Origin of the sequence: Micromonospora sp. B11E3 (genome assembly GCF_039871625.1) — a bacterium.
Taxonomy (GTDB): domain Bacteria; phylum Actinomycetota; class Actinomycetes; order Mycobacteriales; family Micromonosporaceae; genus Micromonospora.
The window spans coordinates 59,978-81,373 of sequence record NZ_JBDPMC010000015.1 but is presented as its reverse complement, the minus strand read 5'-3'; the positions used below and the strand labels follow the sequence as shown (position 1 = coordinate 81,373).

Below are 21,396 nucleotides of genomic sequence, written 5' to 3'. Positions count from 1 at the left end.
AACATTCGCCATGGCCGAGACCGAGATCGCCCCGGGCGCCCAGCAGTTCATCCCGCCGCAGGCCGACACCATCGACGCGCTGCGCGCCGCCGCGGGCGGCTGCCGGGGCTGCGAGCTGTACCGGGACGCCACCCAGACGGTCTTCGGCCGCGGCGGCGAGGACGCGCGGGTGGTGCTCGTCGGCGAGCAGCCCGGCGACATGGAGGACCAGAAGGGGCTGCCCTTCGTCGGCCCCGCCGGCCGGCTGCTGCGGCAGGCCGTCGACGACGCGGGGCTGGACCCGACCGAGCTGTACCTGACGAACGCCGTCAAGCACTTCCGCTTCGAGCTGCGCGGCAAGCGCCGCATCCACCAGACCCCCGACCGGGTGCACGTCACCGCCTGCCGGCCCTGGCTGGTGGCCGAGTTCGCCCGGCTGCGTCCCGAGGTCGTGGTGGTGCTCGGCGCGACCGCCGCCAAGGCGCTGCTCGGCCCGTCGTTCCGGGTCACCCGGCAGCGCGGCACGCTGATGCCGTGGCCGGCCTCGGCCCAGCAGCCGGAGGACTTCGCCCGGGTTCCGGTGGACTCCGCGGGGAAGGTCGCCGACGCCCCGGCGGCCCAGCTGCTGGCCACCATCCACCCGTCGGCCGTGCTGCGGGCCGACGACCGGGACACCGCGTACGCCGGCCTGGTCGCCGACCTCACCGTCGCCGCCCGCGCCCTGACCGCCTGACCGGCGGCCGGGGGTCGCCCCCTGGCCGCCCCGACCGGCTGCCGAGGTTCGCCCCCTGGGCAGGGCGGGTGAGCGGTGCCACACTCCTGAGGCATGGAGCAGCATCTCTACGAGCCCGTCCACGAAGAGTTCCGGGACCTCTGCCGGCAGTTCCTGGCCCGGGAGGCCGCCCCGCACCACGCCCGGTGGGAGGCCGCCGGCCTCGTCGACCGGGAGGTCTGGCGCTCCGCCGGGGCGGCCGGCCTGCTCGGCATGGACGTCGACGCCGAGTACGGCGGCGGCGGGCAGCGCGACTTCCGGTTCAACGCGGTGCTGGTCGAGGAGATCGTCCGGGCCGGCTGCACCGGACTCGGCTTCGGACTGCACAACGACGTGGTGGCGCCGTACCTGACGGAGCTGACCACCGACGACCAGCGCAAGCGGTGGCTGCCCGGCTTCTGCTCCGGCGACCTGGTGACGGCGATCGCGATGAGCGAGCCCGGCGCGGGCTCCGACCTGGCCGGGGTCCGCACTGGCGCGGTACGCGACGGCGACCACTGGGTGCTCAACGGGCAGAAGACGTTCATCACCAACGGCGAGCTGGCCGACCTGGTGATCGTGGTGGTCCGCACCGACCCGGACCGGGGCGCGCACGGCGTGAGCCTGATCGCGGTGGAGACCGGCACCCCCGGGTTCAGCCGGGGCCGCCGGCTGGAGAAGGTGGGCCTGAAGGCCAACGACACCGCCGAGCTGTTCTTCGACGACTGCCGGGTGCCGGCGGAGAACCTGATCGGCACCGAGAACAACGGCTTCTACCATCTGATGGCCAACCTGCCCCGGGAGCGGCTGAGCATCGCCGTCTCCGCGGTCGCCGCCGCCGAGCGGCTGCTCGCCCTGACCCTCGACCACGCCCGCACCCGGGAGGCGTTCGGCCGGCCGATCGGCGCCTTCCAGCACAACCGGTTCCTGCTGGCCGAGCTGGACACCGAGGTCACCATCGCCCGGACCTTCCTCAACCACTGCGTCGCCGAGTTCCTCGCCGGCCGGCTCTCGGCGACCGACGCGGCCAAGGCCAAGTGGTGGACCACCGAGCTGCAGAACCGGGTCGCCGACCGCTGCGTCCAGCTGCACGGCGGGTACGGATACATGCTGGAGTACCCGGTGGCGAAGGCGTGGCTGGACGGGCGGGTGCAGACCATCTACGGCGGCACCACCGAGATCATGAAGGAGATCATCGGCCGCGGGCTCGGCCTGTAACAGAACCGGGGTGCCGGCGCGGCGGCGGCTGCGCAAGGATGGCGACGGCACGGCACCCCTTACCGAGCAGCCGCCGCCCCGAGGAGCCCCGATTGGCCACCGACCTGACCCTGCCGGCCCCGAGCCGGCCCGACGTCGCCCGGATCCAGCGCCGGACCGTGCGGCTGCTCGTCGCCACCCAGACCATCGGCGGGATCGGCGTCACCATCGGCTTCTCGGTGGGCCCGCTGCTCGTCGCCCGGATGGCCGGCACCGCCATGGCCGGCCTGGCCCAGAGCGCCGGCGTGGTGGGCGCGGCGCTGCTCGCCGTACCGGTCACCCGGATCATGAGCGGGCACGGCCGCCGGCCGGGGCTGGTCACCGCGTACCTGGTCGGGGCGGTCGGCGGCGTCCTGGTGGTGCTCGCCGCCGCCACCGGCCAGGTGCCGCTGCTCTTCCTCGCCATCCTGTTCTTCGGCGGGGGCTCGGCGGCCAACCTCCAGGCCCGCTACACCGCCGTCGACCTCGCCGAGCCGGCCCGCCGGGGCCGGCAGCTGTCGCTGGTCGTCTGGGCCACGACGATCGGGGCGGTGGCCGCCCCGAACTTCGCCGCGCTCGCCGATCGGACCACCTCCGGCTGGGGGCTGCCGCCGCTGGCCGGCCCGTTCGCGTTCAGCGCCGCGGCGTTCGCGCTCGCCGCCGTCGTACTGCTGGTGGCGTTGCGGCCCGACCCGCTGCTGACCGCGCGCCGGCTCGCCGCCGCCGAGGCCGTCGCCGTCGCGCCGGCCGCGGCCATCCCCGTCGCCGCCGCGCCGGCCGCGGCCCCGGAGCCCGGCGCGGCCGACGGCGGGCCGGCGGGGACCGGCCGGCGCGGCGCGGGCCTGCGGGCCGCCTGGCGTGTCGTCCGCGAGCGCCCGGCTGCCCGGCTGGGCATCGCGGCCGTCGCCGTCGGCCACCTGGTGATGATCGCGGTGATGTCGATGACCCCGGTACGCCTCGGCGAGTACCACGACGACACCGCCGTGCTGCGGGTGGTGGGGATCGTGCTCAGCCTGCACATCGCCGGCATGTACGCGCTCTCCCCGGTGGTGGGCTGGCTCACCGACCGGGTCGGCCGCCGCCCGGTGATCCTCGGCGGCCTCGCGCTGCTGCTCGCCGCCTGCGCGGTCGCCGGCAGCGCCGGGCACCACACCCCCGGGCTGACCGTCGGCCTGGTCCTGCTCGGGCTGGGCTGGTCCGGCACCATGGTGGCCGGGTCCACCCTGCTGTCGGAGTCGGTGCCCACCGAGGTGCGGACCGCCGTGCAGGGGCTCTCCGACCTCACCATGGGGCTGGCCGGCGCCGGGGCCGGCGCGCTCAGCGGGTTTGTCATGCAGGCGGCCGGTTATCCGACCCTCACCGTGCTGGCGGCGATCGCGACGGTGCCCCTCCTGGCGCTAGCGTTGCGTCCGGCGGCGCCCGGGCGGGCGTCGGACGAGGAGGGTTGATTCCGTGCGGCTGACCGACTTCTGGGCCCGGTTGGACGAGGCGTTCGGGCCGGGGTACGCGGCCAGCATCGCCTCCGACCAGGTGCTGTCCCAGCTCGGCGGGCGGACGATCACCGAGGCGCTCGCCGCGGGTGAGGAGACGCACGTCGTGTGGCGGGCGGTGGTCGCCGCGTATCCCGACCGGGTGCCCGCGCGGCTACGCTGAGCAGCCTTTTCGGCCGTTCCGCGTGTCGCTTGCCGGGTCGTACAAGTGTTCGGCTATTGTCCACAGCGGGGTGCTCGTCCACAGCTCGCGGCCCGTCGGCTGGTTTTCTGTCGGACCCAGCGCCTAGCGTGTCCGCGTGACGCGAAGCTCAGGAAAGACGCCGGCGAAGGCAGGGGTGGCAACGATGGCGGCAGGGCCTGACCGGGAGAAGGCGCTCGACCTTGCTCTCGCTCAGATCGACAAGCAGTTCGGCAAGGGATCGGTGATGCGGCTGGGGGAGCGGCCGGTCGTGCAGACCGCCGTGATCCCGACCAGCTCCATCGCGCTCGACGTCGCGCTCGGCGTGGGTGGCCTGCCCCGCGGCCGGGTCATCGAGATCTACGGCCCGGAGTCCAGCGGTAAGACGACGGTCGCCCTGCACGCGGTGGCCAACGCCCAGCGGGCCGGCGGCATCGCCGCGTTCATCGACGCCGAGCACGCGCTCGACCCGGAGTACGCGAAGGCCCTCGGCGTCGACACCGACGCCCTGCTGGTCTCCCAGCCGGACACCGGCGAGCAGGCGCTGGAGATCGCGGACATGCTGGTCCGCTCCGGCGCGCTCGACATCATCGTGATCGACTCGGTGGCCGCCCTGGTGCCGCGTGCCGAGATCGAGGGCGAGATGGGCGACAGTCACGTCGGCCTCCAGGCCCGGCTGATGAGCCAGGCGCTGCGGAAGATCACCGGTGTGCTGAACAACACCGGCACCACGGCGATCTTCATCAACCAGCTCCGCGAGAAGATCGGGGTCATGTTCGGGAGTCCCGAGACCACCACCGGTGGTCGGGCGCTGAAGTTCTACGCCTCGGTCCGGCTCGACGTGCGCCGCATCGAGAGCCTCAAGGACGGCACCGACGTGGTCGGCAACCGCACCCGGGTCAAGGTCGTGAAGAACAAGGTCGCGGCGCCGTTCAAGCAGGCCGAGTTCGACATCATGTACGGCAAGGGCATCTCCCGCGAGGGCTCGCTCATCGACGTGGGCGTCGAGCAGGCGATCATCCGCAAGTCCGGCGCCTGGTACACCTACGACGGCGACCAGCTCGGCCAGGGCAAGGAGAAGGCCCGCGAGTTCCTCCGGGAGAACCCGGACGTGGCCGCCGAGATCGAGAAGAAGATCCTGGAGAAGCTCGGCGTCGGGGTCGGCGCGGGCGACGCCGCTGGCGGCCCGGAGCTGCCGCCGGTCGACTTCTGACCGGTCGCTGACCCATGGCAGGACGACGCGCCCGTACGGGGCGGGGCTGGGACGCGAGCCCACCCCGTACGGGCGACGCGGGCACCCCGCCCGGCCCTCGGCGTCAGCGACGCGGGCGGCCCGACGGGGAGCACGAACCGGGGGCCGGTGCCGAGGCCCCGCCCCGGGACGAGGCGGAGATCGCCCGGGAGATCTGCCTGCGCCAGCTCGCCGTGCGGCCGCGTACCCGGGCAGAGTTGGCCGGGGCGCTCGCCCGGAGGGAGATCTCCGAGGAGGTCGCCGCCGAAGTCCTCGACCGGTACGACGAGGTCGGCATCGTCGACGACGCCGCCTTCGCCCGCGCCTGGGTCACCAGTCGGCACGCCGGCCGGGGGCTGGCCCGCCGGGCGCTGGCCAACGAGTTGCGCCAGCGCGGCGTGGACGGCGACGTGGCCAGCGAGGCGCTCGGCGCGCTGGACGCCGAGACGGAGGCCGAGACGGCCAGGGCACTGGTGGAGCGGAAGCTGCGTACCGTCCGGGGCGAGCCAGAGGCCGTCTTCCGCCGGCTGGTCGGCATGCTCGCCCGCAAGGGCTACCCGCCCGGCGTGGCGATCCGGGCGGTGAAGGACGCGCTCGCGGCGCAAAGTGCGGAGGCGGCCGAGTTCGCCGACCAGATCGACGCGGACGCGCTCACCGAGGCCGAGACGGATCCGGATCGGGACGGCCGTCCGCTGGGCTGACCCACGGCTCCCCGGCACGGCACCGCGCCCCCGGTCCGGCCACTCCCTCTGCCGAGCGTTGCCCTTCGTGCCTCCGCCAGGCGGCGTGATCAAGAAGTTCGCGTCAGCGGGTTACGGGATCCCGACGCAAGCCTCTTGATCACCAACCCGAGCGAGAGCAGGGAGTGCCGCGTCAGGGCGAGGCCGGCGCGCCGAGGCTCCCTGTCCGGTGATCATGGACTTGGCGACGGATTCGATCGCCGTGCGTGCCGTCACCTCCATGATCTTCGGATGGGCGGGGCGGGTGGCGTGGGCTGGGGTGGAGCGGGCGGGGCGGGTGGGGTGGCATGGGTGGGGCGGGTCGGTCAGCCCGGGTGGCATCGGTGAGGCGGAGCACCGGGCCGGGTGGGCGGGCTGCCGGTTTGTCCCCGGTTGTCCGGCATTTCTTGGGCGCTGGGTGACGTGCCAACTTCTCTCCGTTCGGGGGGTTTGATCATGAGTTCTTGACCAGACGGCCCCCGGAGACCTAGCCTCGCCATACAGGCTCACATTGCCCGACCGGCGCAGGCTAAGCGCACAACATAGATCGCGTAACAGAACAGCATCACTTTGGCCGGCTCGCCGGCCTGCGGTGCCAGCTTCGGACAGGCCGGTCCGGAGCTGGTGCGACAACTGCACCCGGCCGCCGGCGATGCCCCATGGGCACCGTCGGCGGAGAGCTACCCCACGGTCAGCCGCTCAGGTCGGGCGTCTCAGAGCCGCAGCGCGTGCCCACCGGCACGGCACTGCGGCGCCGACGTTCTTCAGGGGAGGCGGCCATGACGGGGCGGCACAGGTTGACCGGTGGTCTCCACCGTTCGGGCGGGGCGGCCCGGCCATGAGCGGCTTCGACATCGTCATCCTCGCGGTGGTGGTGGTCCTCACCCTGGTCGTGGTCGGCGCGGTGCTGGTGGGCCTGCGCACCCTGCGCCGGCTCGGCACGGCGCCCCGGCCGGAGGACCCGGCCTTCATCGCGGAGAAGGACCGCCAGGAGCAGTCCCTCGCCGCCCTGCGCAGCGCCGCCGACGAGGCGAACAGCACCATCGACGTGGCCAAGTCGGCGGCCGCGGCGGCGCGGACCGAGGCCGCCGCCGCCAAGGCGGAGGCGAAGGCGGCGCGGGCCGAGGCCCGCCGGGTGCTCGACGACGCCCGCGCCGAGGCCGACACGATCCTGGAACGGGCCCACAAGCAGGCCGAGGTGGACGCCGAGCAGTTGCGTACGGCGGCGCGGCGCAGCGGCGAGCGCGAGGTGGCGGTGCTCGCCGCGACCACCCGGGAGCAGGCCGCGGAGGTGGAGCGGCGGGCGGCCCGGATGGACGAGCGGGAGCGGCTGCACACCGAGGAGGTGGAGCGGCTGGCCGAGCGGGAGCGGCAGTTGACCGCCGCCAGCGCGGCGCTGGCCGCCCGTGAGTCCGCGCTGGCCGAGCGGGAGCAGGCCCTCGTCGAGGCGGAGGAGCAGCGGCGGCGCGAGCTGGAACGCGTGGCCGGGCTGACCGCCGACGCCGCCCGTGCCGAGCTGATCGACGCGATCGAGAGCCAGGCCAAGCGGGAGGCCGCGCTGCTGGTCCGGGACATCGAGTCCGACGCCCGCGGCACCGCGGAGCAGCGGGCCCGGCACATCGTCGTCGACGCCATCCAGCGGGTGGCCAGCGAGCAGACCGCCGAGAGCGTGGTCAGCGTCCTGCACCTGCCCGGCGACGAGATGAAGGGGCGGATCATCGGCCGGGAGGGCCGCAACATCCGCGCGTTCGAGTCCGTCACCGGCGTCAACCTGATCATCGACGACACCCCCGAGGCGGTGCTGCTCTCCTGCTTCGACCCGGTACGGCGCGAGGTCGGTCGGCTCACCCTGGAGAAGCTGGTGCTCGACGGGCGGATCCACCCGCACCGGATCGAGGAGGTCTACGACCTGGCCCGGCACGAGGTGGACGCGCTCTGCCACCGGGCCGCCGAGGACGCGCTGGTCGAGGTCGGCATCACCGAGATCCACCCCGAGCTGGTCACCCTGCTCGGCCGGCTGCGCTACCGCACGTCGTACGGGCAGAACGTGCTCAAGCACCTCGTGGAGACCGCGCACATCGCCGGGATCATGGCCGCGGAGCTGCGACTGGACGTGCCGATCATCAAGCGCGCGGCGTTCCTGCACGACATCGGCAAGGCGCTCACCCACGAGGTGGAGGGCAGCCACGCCATCATCGGCGCCGACCTGGCCCGCAAGTACGGCGAGAGCGAGGACGTCGTCCACGCCATCGAGGCGCACCACAACGAGGTGCCCCCGCAGACCATCGAGGCGGTGCTGACCCAGGCGTCGGACGCCTGCTCGGGCGGGCGGCCGGGGGCGCGCCGGGAGAGCCTGGAGGCGTACGTCAAGCGGCTGGAGCGGATCGAGGAGATCGCGGCCGGGAAGGTCGGCGTGGAGAAGGTCTTCGCCATGCAGGCGGGCCGGGAGATCCGGGTGATGGTCAAGCCGGAGGACGTCGACGACATCGGCGCCGCGGTGCTGGCCCGGGACGTGGCCAAGCAGATCGAGGAGGAGCTGACGTACCCGGGGCAGATCCGGGTGACCGTCGTCCGGGAGTCCCGGGTCACCGAGATCGCCCGCTGACCCCACGGACGCGAAGAGGGCCGGCCCGGATGTCCGGGCCGGCCCTCTTTCGGCGTACGCGTCAGACGCCCTGGCTCTCGGTCTGTGCGGTCAGCGCCGCGGGCGGCGGGTTCTGCGCTGGCGTACCGGCGGTCTTGCGGCCGCGGGAGAGCCGGTGCTGGACGTACTGGGCCAGCTTCGACAGCGAGTAGTTCACCACGATGAACAGCGCCCCGATCACGACGTACACCTGGATCGGGTTGTTCAGCACGCCGATGATCTGCTTGCCGATGTTCAGGGTCTCCTCGTAGCTGATGATGAAGCCGAGCGAGGTGTCCTTGAGTACCACGACGAGCTGGCTGATCAGCGCCGGCAGCATGATCCGGAACGCCTGCGGCAGCAGGATCATCCGGGTGGTCTGCAGCGGGGAGAGGCCGATCGCGGCGGCCGCCTCGGCCTGCCCGCCGGGCAGGCCCTGCATGCCGGAGCGGAGGATCTCGGCGATCACCACGGAGTTGTAGACGGTCAGGCCGATGACCAGGTACCACAGGTTGTCGAACGTGATGCCGAACTCGGGGAAGCCGCGGGCCACGAAGAAGATGGTGAGCACGACGGGCAGGCCCCGGAACACCTCGACGCAGACCCGGGTGACCGCCGACAGCAGTAGGCTCAGCCCGCGTACCAGGTAGGACAGCGGGGTGGCGAGCCCGGTGAAGCGCCGCCTGGTCAGGCTCTTGAGCTGGATTCGCAGCACCGCGAGCAGGGTGCCGACCACCAGCGACGAGACGATGGCCAGTGCCGCCGCGATCAGCGTGTTCTTGAAGCCGAGACCGATCCGGTCCCAGACCTGGGAAAAGTTCTCGTTGGAGGGGTCAACGAGCGGCCCCCAGAGCTCCATCGAGAGCTGGCCCTTGTCGTCCAGCGGTTTGTAGATCAGGAAGTACGCCCCGACCAGCACCGCCACAGTGGCGACGACACTGCCGATCAGCGTGATCCGCCGCTGTCGGGGGCCGGGGATGTCGTAGAGGACGCTCGTGGTCTGCTGGCTCATCGGGCCACCGCCTGCCGCTTCTCGATCCGGTCGAGCAGGGCGCCGAGGGGTACGGTCATGATCAGGTATCCGATCGAGATCCCGATGGCGACCGGGACGAAGGCGTAGCCCCCGGCCGAGGTGAGCTGGTCGGCCGACTGCGACAGGTCACCGACGACGCCGAAGAACCCGATCAGCGCCGAGTTCTTGATCATCGCGATGATCACCGACCCGAGCGGCACGACGGACGCCTTCCAGGACTGCGGCAGGACCACGTACCGCAGGTTCTGGCCGAAGGTGAGGCCCAGCGACCGGGCGGCCTCCGCCTGCCCGGCCGGGACGGCGTTCACTCCGGACCGCAGCGCCTCGCAGACGAACGCCGCGGTGTAGAGCACGAGCGCGATCAGGGCGAATCGGAAGTACGGCAGGTCGGTGCCTAGGCGGCGGAACACGAGGTCCAAGCCGGGGATGCGCAGGAAGTCGGCGTTGGAGCCGAGTGCCGGCAGGCCGAACGCGGCGAAGAACATCACGACGGTCAGCGGCATGTTGCGGAAAACGTTCACGTACGCGGTGCCGACGGCGCGCAGCGGTGGCACCGGGGAGATCCGGAGCACCGCCACGACGGCGCCCAGGAGCAGGGCGCCGATCGCGGCGAGGACGCAGATCTGGAGGGTGAGCCAGAAGCCCCCCGCGAAAACGTCGAACTTGTCGATGAGCACACTCACGGGTTGGTCTTCCTCCCCACCCTCCAGGTCAGCAGGGGATCAGTAACGGACGACGGTCGGCGGGGTGCCCAGCTCGGCACCGAACTTGCCGGCGGTGCCGTCCCAGGCCTTCTTCCAGCTGCCGTCGGCGAACGCCTTCTCCAGGATGTCGTTGATGAAGTTGCGGAAGACGGTGTCCTCCTTTTTCACGCCGATGCCGTACGGCTCCTTGGTGAAGTTCGCACCGGCCAGCTTGAAGGCCGCCTCGTCCTTTGCGATGTAGCCGAGCAGGATCACGTTGTCCGTGGTGACGGCGTCCACCTGGCCGCCCTTGAGGGCGTCGCGGCACTTGTCGTAGGTGTCGAAGAGCACCAGCTGGGTGGCGACGTCCTTGACGTACTTCTTGATCTCCTCGGCCGGGGTCGAGCCGGTCACCGAGCAGACCTTCTTGGTGCCGTCCTTGAACGAGTCCGGGCCGGTGATGGTGGCGTCGTCCTTCTTCACCATGATGTTCTGGCCGGCCTCGTAGTACGGCCCGGCGAAGGAGATTCGCTCCTTGCGCTCGTCCTTGATCGTGTAGGTCGCCGCGACCAGGTCGACCGTGCCGTTGACGATCACGTCCTCGCGTACCTTCGACGGCGTCTCGACCCACTCGATCTTGTCCTCGGGGATGCCGAGCTCCTTGACCACGAGCTTGGCAATCTCGACGTCGAAGCCCTCGGGCTTGCCGGAGAGGCCCTTCAGGCCGAAGCCGGGCTGGTCGAACTTCGTGCCGATCTTGATCTTCTGGGCCTTGTTCAGTTTCTCCATGGTGCTGCCGGCGGCGAAGGACTTGCTGCCCGCGCCGGTGCCCTCCTCCGTGGAGTCGCCGCACGCGGTGACCCCGAGGGACAGTGCGGCGACTGCGGCGATTGCCGCGACGCGCGTGAAACGCATGTTCTCTCCTTCTTCGACTGGAGCCCGCCGGGGGACGACGCGCTCCTCGGACGGACGCCTAGTGCGTCAGGATCTTCGACAGGAAGTCCCTGGCCCGCTCGCTGCGGGGGTTGGCGAAGAACTCGGCCGGCGGCGCATCCTCCACGAGCTGCCCGTCGGCCATGAAGATGACCCGGTTCGCCGCGTGCCGGGCGAAGCCCATCTCGTGGGTGACGACGACCATGGTCATGCCGTCGCGGGCCAGCGAGGTCATCACCTCCAGCACCTCGCCCACCATCTCGGGGTCGAGGGCGCTGGTCGGCTCGTCGAAGAGCATCGCCTTGGGCTTCATGGCCAGCGCGCGGGCGATCGCCGCCCGCTGCTGCTGGCCGCCGGAGAGTTGGGCCGGGTACTTCTCGGCCTGGTTGGCGATGCCGACCCGGTCCAGCAGGGCCAGCGCGCGCTCCCGCGCGGCGGCCGGCTTCTCCCTGCGGACCTTGACCGGGCCGAGGGTGACGTTCTCCAGGATGGTCTTGTGCGCGAAGAGGTTGAATGACTGGAACACCATGCCGACCTCGCTGCGCAGCTTGGCCAGCGCCTTCCCCTCGGCAGCCAGCGGCCGGCCGTCGAAGGTGATGGTGCCGGAGTTGATCGGCTCCAGCCGGTTGATGGTGCGGCACAGCGTCGACTTCCCGGAGCCGGACGGGCCGATCACCACGACCACCTCGCCCTTGCCGATGGAGAGCGAGACATCGTCCAACACGTGCAGCGGCCCGAACCACTTGTTGACCGAGTCCAGCACGATGAGCGGTTCGCCCGTCGTCACGTCGTCCACCGTCCCTGTCGCTCGCCTGCGCCGGCGGGTCGGATGACCCCCGGTGCGGCAACTTTAGGCGGGCCGACGTGGCAGAACGCAACCTGGTTGGTCACGGAGCCGTAACACCGGTCCCGATCGGCGTCGCGAGTCCGAAATTCGTCGCGCCAGGGGCGATCCGAGTGGCGAGGTTAACGCTCCACCGAGATCATGTGGGCATGACTGGACCAGTGCGCCTGACCGAGTATGCCCGGGGCGGCGGCTGCGCGTGCAAGATCCCGCCGGGCGAGCTGGAGGCCATGGTCGCCGGGCTCGGCCCGGCCGCCGGCGCCGCCGAGCTGCTGGTCGGGCTGGAGAACGGCGACGACGCCGCGGTGGTCCGGCTCGACGAGCGTACGGGGCTGGTCAGCACCGCCGACTTCTTCACCCCGGTCGTTGACGACCCGTACGACTGGGGTCGGATCGCCGCGGCCAACGCGCTCTCCGACGTGTACGCGATGGGCGGGACCCCGCTCGTCGCCCTGAACCTGCTCTGCTGGCCACGCGAGAAGCTGCCGCTGGAGCTGGCCCGCGAGGTGCTGCGCGGCGGCCAGGACGTGGCCCGGGAGGCCGGCTGTCACCTGGCCGGCGGGCACAGCGTCGACGACGACGGCCCGAAGTACGGGCTCGCGGTCACCGGCGTCGTCCGCCCGGAGGAGCTGATCACCCTCGACGCCGGGCGGCCCGGGCTGCCGCTGTCGCTGACCAAGCCGCTCGGCGTCGGTGTGCTCAACACCCGGCACAAGGCGACCGGCGAGCGCTTCGCCGAGGCCGTGGCCTCGATGGCCGCGCTGAACCGGGACGCCGCCCGCGCGGCGGTCGCCGCGGGCGTCCGCTGCGGCACCGACGTGACGGGCTTCGGGCTGCTCGGCCACGCCTCGAAGCTGGCCCGGGCGAGCGGCCTCACGGTGGCCGTCGACGCGGCCCGGGTGCCGTATCTGCCGGGCGCCCGGCAGGCCGTCCAGGACGGGTACGTCAGCGGCGGCACCCGCCGCAACCTGGACTGGGTGACCCCGTGGACGGACTTCGGCGCGGCCGGCGAGGCGGAGCGGCTGCTGCTGGCCGACGCGCAGACCTCGGGCGGGCTGCTCGTGGCCGGCGAGCTGCCGGGGGCCACCGTGATCGGGGAGCTGCTGCCGCGCGGCGAGCACCTGGTGATCGTGCGCTGACCGCCGTGTCAAGGGCGCCGGCAGGGCACGAGACGCCGTGCTCAGGGGCACCGGCAGGGCACGAGACGCCGTGCCAAGAGCACGAAACGCGGTGAGCAAGGGCGCCGAAAGGCGCACCATACCCGATAAACTGTCATCTTCCCGCTACTTGGAGCAATGGCGCTCTAGGAAATTTTGCCCGGAATGGTCACAGACCGGTAACTTGCCCCCGGCTGAGGTCATATGCCCCCCACCATCGTCAGTAAGGCCCGATCCGGAGGCCGGTGGGACGAACGCAGCGAGGAGGCGGCATGACCGAGCTGTGGAACTGGAGAATCGACCGGGTACCCCCGGTGGAGGTCTACCCGGCGCTCGCCGAGGCGCTGGGGCGGGTGGTGATGCCGCTCGCGGTGGCCGACCCGATGCGACTGCCCAGATACGCGGTGATCTGCGACGTCTGGCAGGCGCCGGGGGAGTTCGGCACGGTGGTGGACTGCTACGGGGTGCCCGAGCGCCTGCCCGAGCTGCCCAGCGTCGCCGCGCTGGCCCGCCTGCTCGACCGCAACTGCCTGCTGCGCGACGACACCCTCGACGCGGGCCGGCACCTGCTCGTCGCGCCGGACGGCACGATCCGCCCGGTGCACTTCGAGGTCACCGAGACCGACGACGGCGAGGTGCTGCGCGGGCAGCGCCTGTGCACGCTGGCCCACCCCGCCTGCCGGGGCTGGTCGCGGTGCCACCGCTCGAAGTGGGCCCCCGACTCGGTCGTACCGGCCCGGGCCGCGGCCTGACCGCCCGCCGCGGGCGGTCGCGGTCGCGGCCGGGCGGCAACCCGCTCGACCCGGCCCCGCCGCGGCCGGGCGGCAACCCGCTCGACCCGGCCCCGCCGCGGCCGGGCGGCAATCCGCTCGACCCGGCCCCCGCCGTGGCGCTCAGCTCTGGGCGGCCGGCTGCCGGCCGCCGCCCCGGACCACCAACTGCTCCAGCAGGGTCGCGGTGGCCTCGGCGACGGCGGCCACCGCCGCGTCGAAGGCCGCCGCGTTGTGCGGGGCGGGCGCGCGGAATCCGGAGATCTTCCGGACGTACTGCAACGCGGCTGCCTCGATGTCGGCCTGGGTCACCTCGGGCGCGTACGGCTCACGCAGGGTCTTGATGCTCCGGCACACGGCTCCTCCTCGTTCGGTCGGACAGGTCGGGCCCGGATACGCTGTCCGGGTCATGACTACCGCAGCGGCGGGCGGCCCGCGCACCTACCAGGTGCGCACGTACGGCTGCCAGATGAACGTGCACGACTCGGAGCGCATCTCCGGCCTGCTGGAGCAGGCGGGCTACGTGCGCGCGGCCGAGGCCGACGACAGCCCGGACGTGGTGGTGTTCAACACCTGCGCGGTCCGGGAGAACGCCGACAACCGGCTCTACGGCAACCTGGGTCATCTGCGCCCCGTGAAGGACCGGCACCCGGGGATGCAGATCGCCGTCGGCGGCTGCCTCGCCCAGAAGGACCGCGGCGACATCGTCCGCAAGGCCCCCTGGGTGGACGTGGTGTTCGGCACGCACAACATCGGCTCGCTGCCGGTGCTGCTGGAGCGGGCCCGGCACAACACCGCCGCCGAGGTGGAGATCCTGGAATCCCTGGACGTCTTCCCCTCCACGCTGCCGACCCGGCGCGAGTCGACGTACGCCGGCTGGGTGTCGATCTCGGTGGGCTGCAACAACACCTGCACGTTCTGCATCGTGCCCGCCCTGCGGGGCAAGGAGAAGGACCGCCGCCCCGGCGACATCCTGTCGGAGGTACGCGCCCTGGTCGACGAGGGCGTGCTGGAGGTGACCCTGCTCGGGCAGAACGTCAACTCCTACGGCGTCGCGTTCGGCGACGCTGGCGAGCCGAACTGGAAACGCGGTGGCGGTCGGTCGGCTTTTGCCGAGCTGCTGCGCGCCTGCGGGGACATCGAGGGGCTGGAGCGGGTCCGGTTCACCAGCCCGCACCCGAAGGACTTCACCGACGACGTGATCGCGGCGATGGCCGAGACGCCGAACGTCTGCCACTCGCTGCACATGCCGCTGCAGTCGGGTTCGGACGACGTGCTCCGGGCGATGCGCCGGTCGTACCGGGCCGACAAGTACCTGGGGATCATCGAGAAGGTCCGGGCGGCGATGCCGGACGCGGCGATCACCACCGACATCATCGTCGGGTTCCCCGGCGAGACCGAGGCGGACTTCCAGCGCACCCTGGACGTGGTGCGCGAGGCCAGGTTCGCCTCGGCGTTCACCTTCCAGTACTCCAAGCGCCCCGGCACCCCGGCCGCGACCATGCCCGACCAGCTGCCCAAGCAGGTCGTGCAGGAGCGCTACGAGCGGCTGATCGCCACGGTGGAGGAGATCACCTGGGCGGAGAACAAGAAGCTGGTCGGGCAGACCGTGGAGGTGCTGGTCGCCGTCGGCGAGGGGCGCAAGGACGAGCGCACCGGCCGGATGTCCGGCCGGGCCCGCGACGGCCGCCTCGTTCACTTCGCGACGGGCGCGCCCGGAGCGAACGGTCTGCACGGCGCGACGGGCGCGCCCGGAGCGAACGGCCAGCACGGCGACGCGGGGAGCATGGCGGGGCGGATCCGCCCCGGGGACGTCGTGCACACCACCGTCACGTACGCCGCCCCGCACCACCTCAACGCCGACGGCGAGCCGCTGTCGCACCGGCGTACCCGGGCCGGTGACGCGGCGGAGGCCGGCCGTTCCCCGCGTACCCCCGGCGTGCTGCTCGGGCTGCCCACGATCGGCGCGCCGGCCGCGGCGCCCGCACCGGCGACCGGCTGCGCCGCCCACTGACGCCGGTCGGGGCCGACCCCGGCCGGCCCGTGCTCGATCCTGGATGTTGTGGCCTCGGGCCGTGCGCGATTCCACTACACCCCCGATGTAGCACGGACGCGGCGCGGCCCCGGACACGCGGAAGGCCCGGCCCCCCGCAGGGACCGGGCCTTCCGGGGCTGCTCAGCTCAGCTGGACTGCTCGGCGAGCTGGAGGAACTGCCGCTTCGAGGCAAGCGCCTGCTCGGCCTCCTTGATCCGCCGGGCGTCGCCGGCGGCCTGGGCCCGGGCCAGCCGCTCCTCGGCCTCCGCGACCTGCGCGCGCATCTGCGCGAGCAGCGGGTTGTCCTCCTTGGTGGTCCGCCGCCACGCCGAGTCCATCACCTCGCGGACCCGCTCGTCGACCGCCCGCAGCCGCCGCTCCAGGCCGGCCGCGGCCTCCCGCGGCACCCGGCCGGCCTCGTGCCACTGCGCCTGGATCTCCCGCAGCTTGGCCTGGGCGCCCTTGGGGTCGGCGTCGACGTCCAGCGCCTCCGCCTCGGCCAGCAGCGCCTGCTTGCGCTCGAGGTTGGCCCGCTGCTCGTTGTCCCGGGCCGAGAAGACCTCGCTGCGCCGGGTGAAGAAGTGGTCCTGGGCCGCCCGGAACCGCTCCCAGAGCCGCTGCTCGGCCTCCTTCGAGGCGCGCGGCGCGGCCTTCCACTGGGTCATCAGGTCCTTGAGCTGGTTGGCGGTGGCCGCCCAGTCGCTGGAGTCCTGCAGCTTCTCCGCCTCGGCGACCAGCTCCTCCTTGGCCTGCTGCGCCTGCTTGCGCTGCGCGTCCAGGGAGGCGAAGTGGGCGCCCCGGCGGCGGGTGAAGCCGTCCCGCGCGGCGGCGAACCGCTTCCACAGCTCGCCGTCGGTCTTCTTGTCGACCCCGCGGATCGTCTTCCACTCGTCGAGGATCTCCTTGAGCCGGTCCCCGGCGGTCTTCCAGCCGGTCGACTCGGCGGCCAGCTTCTCCGCCTCCTCGACGAGAGCGGTCTTGCGGGCCAGCGCCTCACTCCGCGCGGCGTCCCGGGCGGCGCGCGCCTCCCCGGCCTTCTCCTCGGCGATCGCGGCGAGCTTGTCCAGCCGCGCGGCCAGCGCGTCGATGTCGCCGACGACGTGCGCCTCGGCCAGCGAGGCGCGGATCCGGCGGATCGTGCTCAACGAACCGCCGGCGTCCGCCGCGCCCGAGTTGAGCCGTGCCTCGGTCAGGTCAACCTCGGTGACGAGGTCCGCGAAGCGCCGGGCGAAGTGCGCCAGGCCCTCCTCCGGCGCCCCCGCCTGCCAGGAACCGACCACCCGCTCGCCCTCGGCGGTCTTGACGTACACGGTGCCGTCCGCGTCCACCCGTCCGAAGGCCGTCCAGTCGCTCATGTGCCCATCCTCGTTCTCCCGGCGTCGACGGGCAGCCCCCTCGATCGCCGCCACGGCGCAGCAAAGTTACTCCCGGCATTGTCACAGGTCCGACCCGGCCCACGTCGAGCGCCTGTCGTCGACCGTGACCATACGGTGTCCTAGAGCTCGGACGCCCGGATCGATGCGGGGACGCACCGGTCGGTACGGCTACGGTGGACGCGTGCCTCTGGTCGCCGCCGCCGTCTGCCCGCACCCGCCCCTGATCGTGCCCGAGCTGGCCGGCGCCGCCGCCGGTGAGCTGGACGAACTCCGCGCCGCCGCGGACGCCGCGCTGGCCCGGCTCCTCGCCGCCGGCCCGGACGAGATCCTGCTCGTGGGCGCCGGTCCGCGGACGGAGCGGTTCGGGCACGCCGACTACGGCTCGCTGCGCGGGTACGGGTTGAGCCGGTACGTCCGGCTGTGGAAGACCAACTGTTCGGGCACGGAGACGCTGCCGCTGAGTCTGACCATCGGCGCGTGGCTGGTCGGTCGCACCGGCACCGACCTGCCCCGACTGGCCCATTCCGTCGCGGAGGGGACGTCCCTGGCCGAGTGCGCCGAGCTCGGGGCGAGGCTCGGCGGCGAGTCCGGGCGGCGTACCGCGCTGCTGGTGCTGGGGGACGGGTCGGCCTGCCGCGGGCGGCAGGCGCCCGGCTACGACGACCCGCGCGCGCCCGCGTACGACGACGGGGTGGCCCGGGCCCTGGCCGACGCGGACGCCGAGGCCCTGCTCGGCCTGGACCCGGTGCTGTCGGCGGAGCTGAAGGCCGCCGGGCGGGCGCCCTGGCAGGTGCTGGCCGGCGCGGCCCGGGCGGCCGGCGGCGACTGGCGCGGCCACCTCGGCTACCACGAGGCCCCCTACGGCGTGTCCTACTTCGTGGCCAACTGGGCCCCGGCATGACGGGCCCGGTCGTCGCGGTGGTCGGGCCGACCGCGGCCGGCAAGTCCGCGCTGAGCGTCGCGCTCGCCCACGCCCTCGACGGCGAGGTGGTCAACGCCGACTCGATGCAGCTCTACCGGGGCATGGACATCGGCACCGCGAAGCTCACCCCGGCCGAGCGGCAGGGGGTGCCGCACCACCTGCTGGACATCTGGGAGGTCACCGAGCCGGCCAGCGTCGCCGAGTACCAGCGGCTGGCCCGGGCGGCGGTCGACGACATCCTCGCCCGCGGGAAGGTGCCGCTGCTGGTCGGCGGCTCCGGGCTGTACGTGCGGGCGGTGCTGGAGCGGTTCGAGTTCCCCGGCACCGACCCGGAGCTGCGCGAACGGCTCGAACGGGAGTTGGCCGAGGCCGGGCCGGCCCCGCTGTACGCGCGGTTGCGGGAGGCGGACCCGGCGGCGGCGGCCGGCATCCTGCCCGGCAACGGCCGGCGGATCGTCCGGGCGCTGGAGGTGATCGAGCTGACCGGCGCCCCGTTCACCGCGTCGCTGCCCGAGCCGACCCCGTACTACCCGTCGGTGCAGCTCGGGGTGGACCTGGACACCGCGCTGCTGGACGAGCGGGTCGCGCTGCGGGTGGACCGGATGTGGGCCGACGGCCTGGTCGCCGAGACCCGGGACCTCGTCGGCCGGGGCCTGCCCGGGGGCCGGACGGCCAGCCGGGCGCTCGGCTACCAGCAGGTGCTGCGCTTCCTGGCCGGCGAGCTGACCGAGGCGGAGGCGCACGACGAGACCGTACGGGCGACCCGGCGCTTCGTGCGCCGGCAGCGCTCCTGGTTCCGCCGCGACCCGCGCATCCACTGGCTGGACTCGGCCGCCCCGGGGTTTGCCGAGACCGCCCTGCGCCTGGTCACGGTGGGTGCGCAATGATGGGGGCGTGGAGTTCACCAAGGGCCACGGCACCGGCAACGACTTCGTCGTCCTGCCCGATCCGGACGGCACGCTCGACCTGACCCCCGGCCTGGTGGCCGCGCTCTGTGACCGGCGGCGCGGGCTGGGCGGGGACGGCGTCCTGCGGGTGGTCCGGGCGGCGAAGCACCCCGAGGGCGCCGGCCTGGCCGGCGAGGCCGAGTGGTTCATGGACTACTGGAACAGCGACGGCTCGTTCGCCGAGATGTGCGGCAACGGCGCCCGGGTCTTCGTCCGCTACCTCGTGGCGACCGGTCTGGCGGCGCCCACCGGCGGGGCGCTGCCGGTGGCCACCCGGGCCGGCGTCGTGCGGGCGCGCGTCGAGGGGGAGTCGATCGCCGTCGAGATGCGCCGCCCCCGGCTGTACGACACGGCCACCGCCACCCTGGGCGGGCTGACCCTGCCCGGCACGGCGGTGGACGTCGGCAACCCGCACCTGGTCTGCGCGCTGCCGGCCGGGCTGGAGCTGGCGTCGCTGGATCTCACCCGGGCCCCCGACGTCGACCCGGCGGCCTTCCCGAGCGGGGTGAACGTCGAGTTCACGGCCCCCGGCGGCCCGGTCGAGGGCACCGCGGCGCACGCGCTCATGCGGGTGTACGAGCGGGGCTCCGCCGAGACCCTGTCCTGCGGCACCGGCGCGTGCGCGGTGGGTGCCGTGGCGCTGCGCGACGCCGGCCTCGACACGGGCACGGTGGCGGTCGACGTGCCCGGCGGCCGCCTCACGGTCACCGTGACGACCGACACGTGCTGGCTGTCCGGCCCGGCGGTCCTGCTGGCCACCGGCGAGCTGGACCCGACCGCGCTCCGCCCTGGGCCCGCCTAGCCCGCGCCTCGCCCCGCCCCGACTCGCCTTGTTGATCAAGAGGTTTGCGTCGGAGTCCGGACTCCCGGATGACGCAAACCTCTTGATCAACTGTCCGTGCCGTGACCGGCGGCGCGCCCGGAGCGCGGGCGGCGTCAGGGGGTCGCGGACGCCTCGGCGGCCAGCTCCGGGAGGTCGGCCGGGCCCGGGTCCGCGGCCGGGGGCGGCGTGGCCCCCGGATTCTGGGCGGCGGCACGGACGGCCGCGGCGACTGCCGGGGCGACCCGGGAGTCGAAGACGCTCGGGACGATGACCGTCGGGTTGATCTTGTCCTCGCCGACCACGTCCGCGATGGCCCGGGCCGCCGCGATCGCCATCTCCTCGGTGAACTCCTCGGCGTGCGCGTCGAGCATGCCGCGGAACACGCCCGGGAAGGCGAGCACGTTGTTGATCTGGTTCGGCTGGTCCGAGCGGCCAGTGGCGACGACGGCGGCGTGCTTGCGGGCCTCCCGCGGGTCGACCTCCGGGTCCGGGTTGGCCAGCGCGAAGACGATCGCGTCCTTGGCCATCGTGGCGATGTCCTCGCCGGTGAGCAGGTTCGGCGCGCTCACCCCGATGAACACGTCCGCGCCCCGGACCGCCCCGGGCAGGTCCCCGGAGTAGTTCTCCTTGTTGGTGTTCTCCGCCAGCCACTGCCAGGCGGGGTTCAGGTCGGTCATCCCGCGGTGCAGCGCGCCCTTCCGGTCGTACGCGATGATGTCGCCGACGCCCTGGCGCAGCAGCAGCTTCATGATCGCGGTGCCCGCCGCGCCGGCCCCGGAGACGACCACCCGGACGTCCGCCAGCTGCCTGCCCACGACGCGCAGCGCGTTGGTCAGCGCGGCCAGCACGCAGATCGCGGTGCCGTGCTGGTCGTCGTGGAAGACCGGGATGTCCAGCGCGTCGCGCAGCCGGGCCTCGATCTCGAAGCAGCGCGGCGCGGCGATGTCCTCCAGGTTGATCCCGCCGTACGCGGGCGCGATCGCCTTGACGATCGCCACGATCTCGTCGGTGTCCTGGGTGTCGAGCACCACCGGCCAGGCGTCCACCCCGCCGAAGCGCTTGAACAGGGCCGCCTTGCCCTCCATCACCGGCAGCGACGCGGCCGGCCCGAGATTGCCCAGGCCCAGCACGGCCGAGCCGTCGCTGACCACCGCGACCGTGTTGCGCTTGATGGTGAGCCGGCGGGCGTCGGCCGGGTTCTCCGCGATCGCCTGGCACACCCGCGCCACCCCGGGGGTGTACGCGCGGGACAGCTCGTCACGGGTGCGCAGCGCCACCTTCGAGCTGACCTCGATCTTGCCGCCGAGGTGCAGCAGGAACGTCCGGTCGGAGACCTTGCGGACGTCCACCCCGTCGAGCGCGGTCAGCGCCTTCACCACATGGTCGGCGTGGCCGGCGTCGGCGGTGTCGCAGGTCAGGTCGACCAGCACGCGGGTCGGGTCGGAGTCGACGACGTCCAGCGCGGTGACGATCGCCCCGGCCTCGCCCACGGAGGTGGTCAGCCGGCCGATCGAGGAGGCGTCGGCGGGGACGGCGATCCGGATGGTGATCGAGAATCCCGCACTCGGAAGTCGGGTGATGGCCACTGCGGATCCCTCCGTCGACGCTGGGTCGTCATGTCGTTCGCATTTCTACCCGCTCTGCGAGGTCGCGCCGCATTCGA

20 protein-coding genes are annotated in these 21,396 nt (G+C 73.0%); 13 read left to right on the top strand and 7 right to left on the bottom strand.

Going from position 1 to position 21,396, the window contains the following annotated elements; translation table 11 throughout:
* Positions 1 to 10: 10 nt before the first annotated feature.
* From ABGB16_RS11065 to rny, 7 genes are all read left to right on the top strand, one after another.
* Positions 11 to 712 carry a UdgX family uracil-DNA binding protein gene (locus ABGB16_RS11065; protein WP_347667900.1) on the top strand — a complete coding sequence of 234 codons (702 nt, stop codon included), beginning with the start codon at positions 11 to 13 and terminating at the stop codon, positions 710 to 712.
* A gap of 93 nt (positions 713 to 805) precedes the next feature.
* Positions 806 to 1,948, top strand: a complete 1,143-nt coding sequence (locus ABGB16_RS11060) for an acyl-CoA dehydrogenase family protein (protein WP_347667899.1) — start codon at positions 806 to 808, stop codon at positions 1,946 to 1,948.
* Between the two features lie 92 nt (positions 1,949 to 2,040).
* Entirely contained in the window at positions 2,041 to 3,414 is a 1,374-nt protein-coding gene (locus tag ABGB16_RS11055; RefSeq protein ID WP_347667898.1) for an MFS transporter, read from the top strand.
* Positions 3,415 to 3,418: 4 nt separating this feature from the next.
* The gene (locus tag ABGB16_RS11050; protein WP_347667897.1) at positions 3,419 to 3,619 is read left to right on the top strand and encodes a DUF3046 domain-containing protein; all 201 of its coding nucleotides are present in this window, start codon (positions 3,419 to 3,421) and stop codon (positions 3,617 to 3,619) included.
* A gap of 184 nt (positions 3,620 to 3,803) precedes the next feature.
* Entirely contained in the window at positions 3,804 to 4,850 is a 1,047-nt protein-coding gene (gene recA / locus ABGB16_RS11045) for a recombinase RecA (protein ID WP_347667896.1), read from the top strand.
* 14 nt (positions 4,851 to 4,864) lie between these two features.
* Complete coding sequence (locus ABGB16_RS11040; RefSeq protein WP_347667895.1) at positions 4,865 to 5,569, top strand: regulatory protein RecX; 705 nt, start codon at positions 4,865 to 4,867, stop codon at positions 5,567 to 5,569.
* Between the two features lie 856 nt (positions 5,570 to 6,425).
* Positions 6,426 to 8,192 (top strand): ribonuclease Y, encoded by a 1,767-nt coding sequence (rny, locus tag ABGB16_RS11035; protein ID WP_347667894.1) that lies wholly within the window; start codon positions 6,426 to 6,428, stop codon positions 8,190 to 8,192.
* A gap of 61 nt (positions 8,193 to 8,253) precedes the next feature.
* Here the strand turns inward: rny and ABGB16_RS11030 are convergent, their stop codons facing one another.
* Genes ABGB16_RS11030 through ABGB16_RS11015 form a run of 4 tightly spaced genes read right to left on the bottom strand, consistent with a single transcriptional unit; the run spans position 8,254 to position 11,655 of the window.
* The gene (locus ABGB16_RS11030; protein ID WP_347667893.1) at positions 8,254 to 9,222 is read right to left on the bottom strand and encodes an amino acid ABC transporter permease; all 969 of its coding nucleotides are present in this window, start codon (positions 9,220 to 9,222) and stop codon (positions 8,254 to 8,256) included.
* On the bottom strand, positions 9,219 to 9,926 hold the full coding sequence (locus tag ABGB16_RS11025) for an amino acid ABC transporter permease (RefSeq protein WP_347667892.1): 708 nt from the start codon (positions 9,924 to 9,926) through the stop codon (positions 9,219 to 9,221). The genes ABGB16_RS11030 and ABGB16_RS11025 overlap by 4 nt, the downstream gene beginning before the upstream one ends.
* Positions 9,927 to 9,965: 39 nt before the next feature.
* Positions 9,966 to 10,841 carry a glutamate ABC transporter substrate-binding protein gene (locus ABGB16_RS11020; RefSeq protein WP_347667891.1) on the bottom strand — a complete coding sequence of 292 codons (876 nt, stop codon included), beginning with the start codon at positions 10,839 to 10,841 and terminating at the stop codon, positions 9,966 to 9,968.
* A gap of 58 nt (positions 10,842 to 10,899) precedes the next feature.
* Positions 10,900 to 11,655, bottom strand: a complete 756-nt coding sequence (locus tag ABGB16_RS11015) for an amino acid ABC transporter ATP-binding protein (protein ID WP_347667890.1) — start codon at positions 11,653 to 11,655, stop codon at positions 10,900 to 10,902.
* A gap of 197 nt (positions 11,656 to 11,852) precedes the next feature.
* On the opposite strand from ABGB16_RS11015, the gene selD reads away from it, so the two are divergent.
* Together selD and ABGB16_RS11005 are read left to right on the top strand one after the other, a co-directional pair.
* On the top strand, positions 11,853 to 12,842 hold the full coding sequence (selD, locus tag ABGB16_RS11010; protein WP_347667889.1) for a selenide, water dikinase SelD: 990 nt from the start codon (positions 11,853 to 11,855) through the stop codon (positions 12,840 to 12,842).
* A 290-nt stretch (positions 12,843 to 13,132) separates the two neighbouring features.
* Positions 13,133 to 13,612 carry a hypothetical protein gene (locus tag ABGB16_RS11005; RefSeq protein ID WP_347667888.1) on the top strand — a complete coding sequence of 160 codons (480 nt, stop codon included), beginning with the start codon at positions 13,133 to 13,135 and terminating at the stop codon, positions 13,610 to 13,612.
* Between the two features lie 141 nt (positions 13,613 to 13,753).
* On the opposite strand, the gene ABGB16_RS11000 is transcribed toward ABGB16_RS11005, so the two are convergent.
* Positions 13,754 to 13,987 carry a DUF2277 family protein gene (locus ABGB16_RS11000; protein ID WP_347667887.1) on the bottom strand — a complete coding sequence of 78 codons (234 nt, stop codon included), beginning with the start codon at positions 13,985 to 13,987 and terminating at the stop codon, positions 13,754 to 13,756.
* A 52-nt stretch (positions 13,988 to 14,039) separates the two neighbouring features.
* Between ABGB16_RS11000 and miaB the strand changes: the two genes are divergently transcribed.
* On the top strand, positions 14,040 to 15,644 hold the full coding sequence (miaB, locus tag ABGB16_RS10995; protein ID WP_347667886.1) for a tRNA (N6-isopentenyl adenosine(37)-C2)-methylthiotransferase MiaB: 1,605 nt from the start codon (positions 14,040 to 14,042) through the stop codon (positions 15,642 to 15,644).
* 167 nt (positions 15,645 to 15,811) lie between these two features.
* Here miaB and ABGB16_RS10990 read toward each other — a convergent pair whose 3' ends face one another.
* Positions 15,812 to 17,020, bottom strand: a complete 1,209-nt coding sequence (locus ABGB16_RS10990; protein ID WP_347667885.1) for a DUF349 domain-containing protein — start codon at positions 17,018 to 17,020, stop codon at positions 15,812 to 15,814.
* Positions 17,021 to 17,183: 163 nt separating this feature from the next.
* Here ABGB16_RS10990 and ABGB16_RS10985 point away from each other — a divergent pair, with 163 nt between their 5' ends.
* From ABGB16_RS10985 to dapF, 3 genes are read left to right on the top strand one after another with little or no spacing between them, the layout of a single operon-like run.
* Positions 17,184 to 17,942 carry a hypothetical protein gene (locus tag ABGB16_RS10985; RefSeq protein ID WP_347667884.1) on the top strand — a complete coding sequence of 253 codons (759 nt, stop codon included), beginning with the start codon at positions 17,184 to 17,186 and terminating at the stop codon, positions 17,940 to 17,942.
* On the top strand, positions 17,939 to 18,850 hold the full coding sequence (gene miaA / locus ABGB16_RS10980; protein WP_347667883.1) for a tRNA (adenosine(37)-N6)-dimethylallyltransferase MiaA: 912 nt from the start codon (positions 17,939 to 17,941) through the stop codon (positions 18,848 to 18,850). The genes ABGB16_RS10985 and miaA overlap by 4 nt, the downstream gene beginning before the upstream one ends.
* A 7-nt stretch (positions 18,851 to 18,857) precedes the next feature.
* Entirely contained in the window at positions 18,858 to 19,712 is an 855-nt protein-coding gene (gene dapF, locus ABGB16_RS10975; RefSeq protein WP_347667882.1) for a diaminopimelate epimerase, read from the top strand.
* 134 nt (positions 19,713 to 19,846) lie between these two features.
* On the opposite strand, the gene ABGB16_RS10970 is transcribed toward dapF, so the two are convergent.
* The gene (locus tag ABGB16_RS10970; RefSeq protein WP_347667881.1) at positions 19,847 to 21,319 is read right to left on the bottom strand and encodes an NAD-dependent malic enzyme; all 1,473 of its coding nucleotides are present in this window, start codon (positions 21,317 to 21,319) and stop codon (positions 19,847 to 19,849) included.
* Between the last annotated feature and the right edge of the window lie 77 nt (positions 21,320 to 21,396).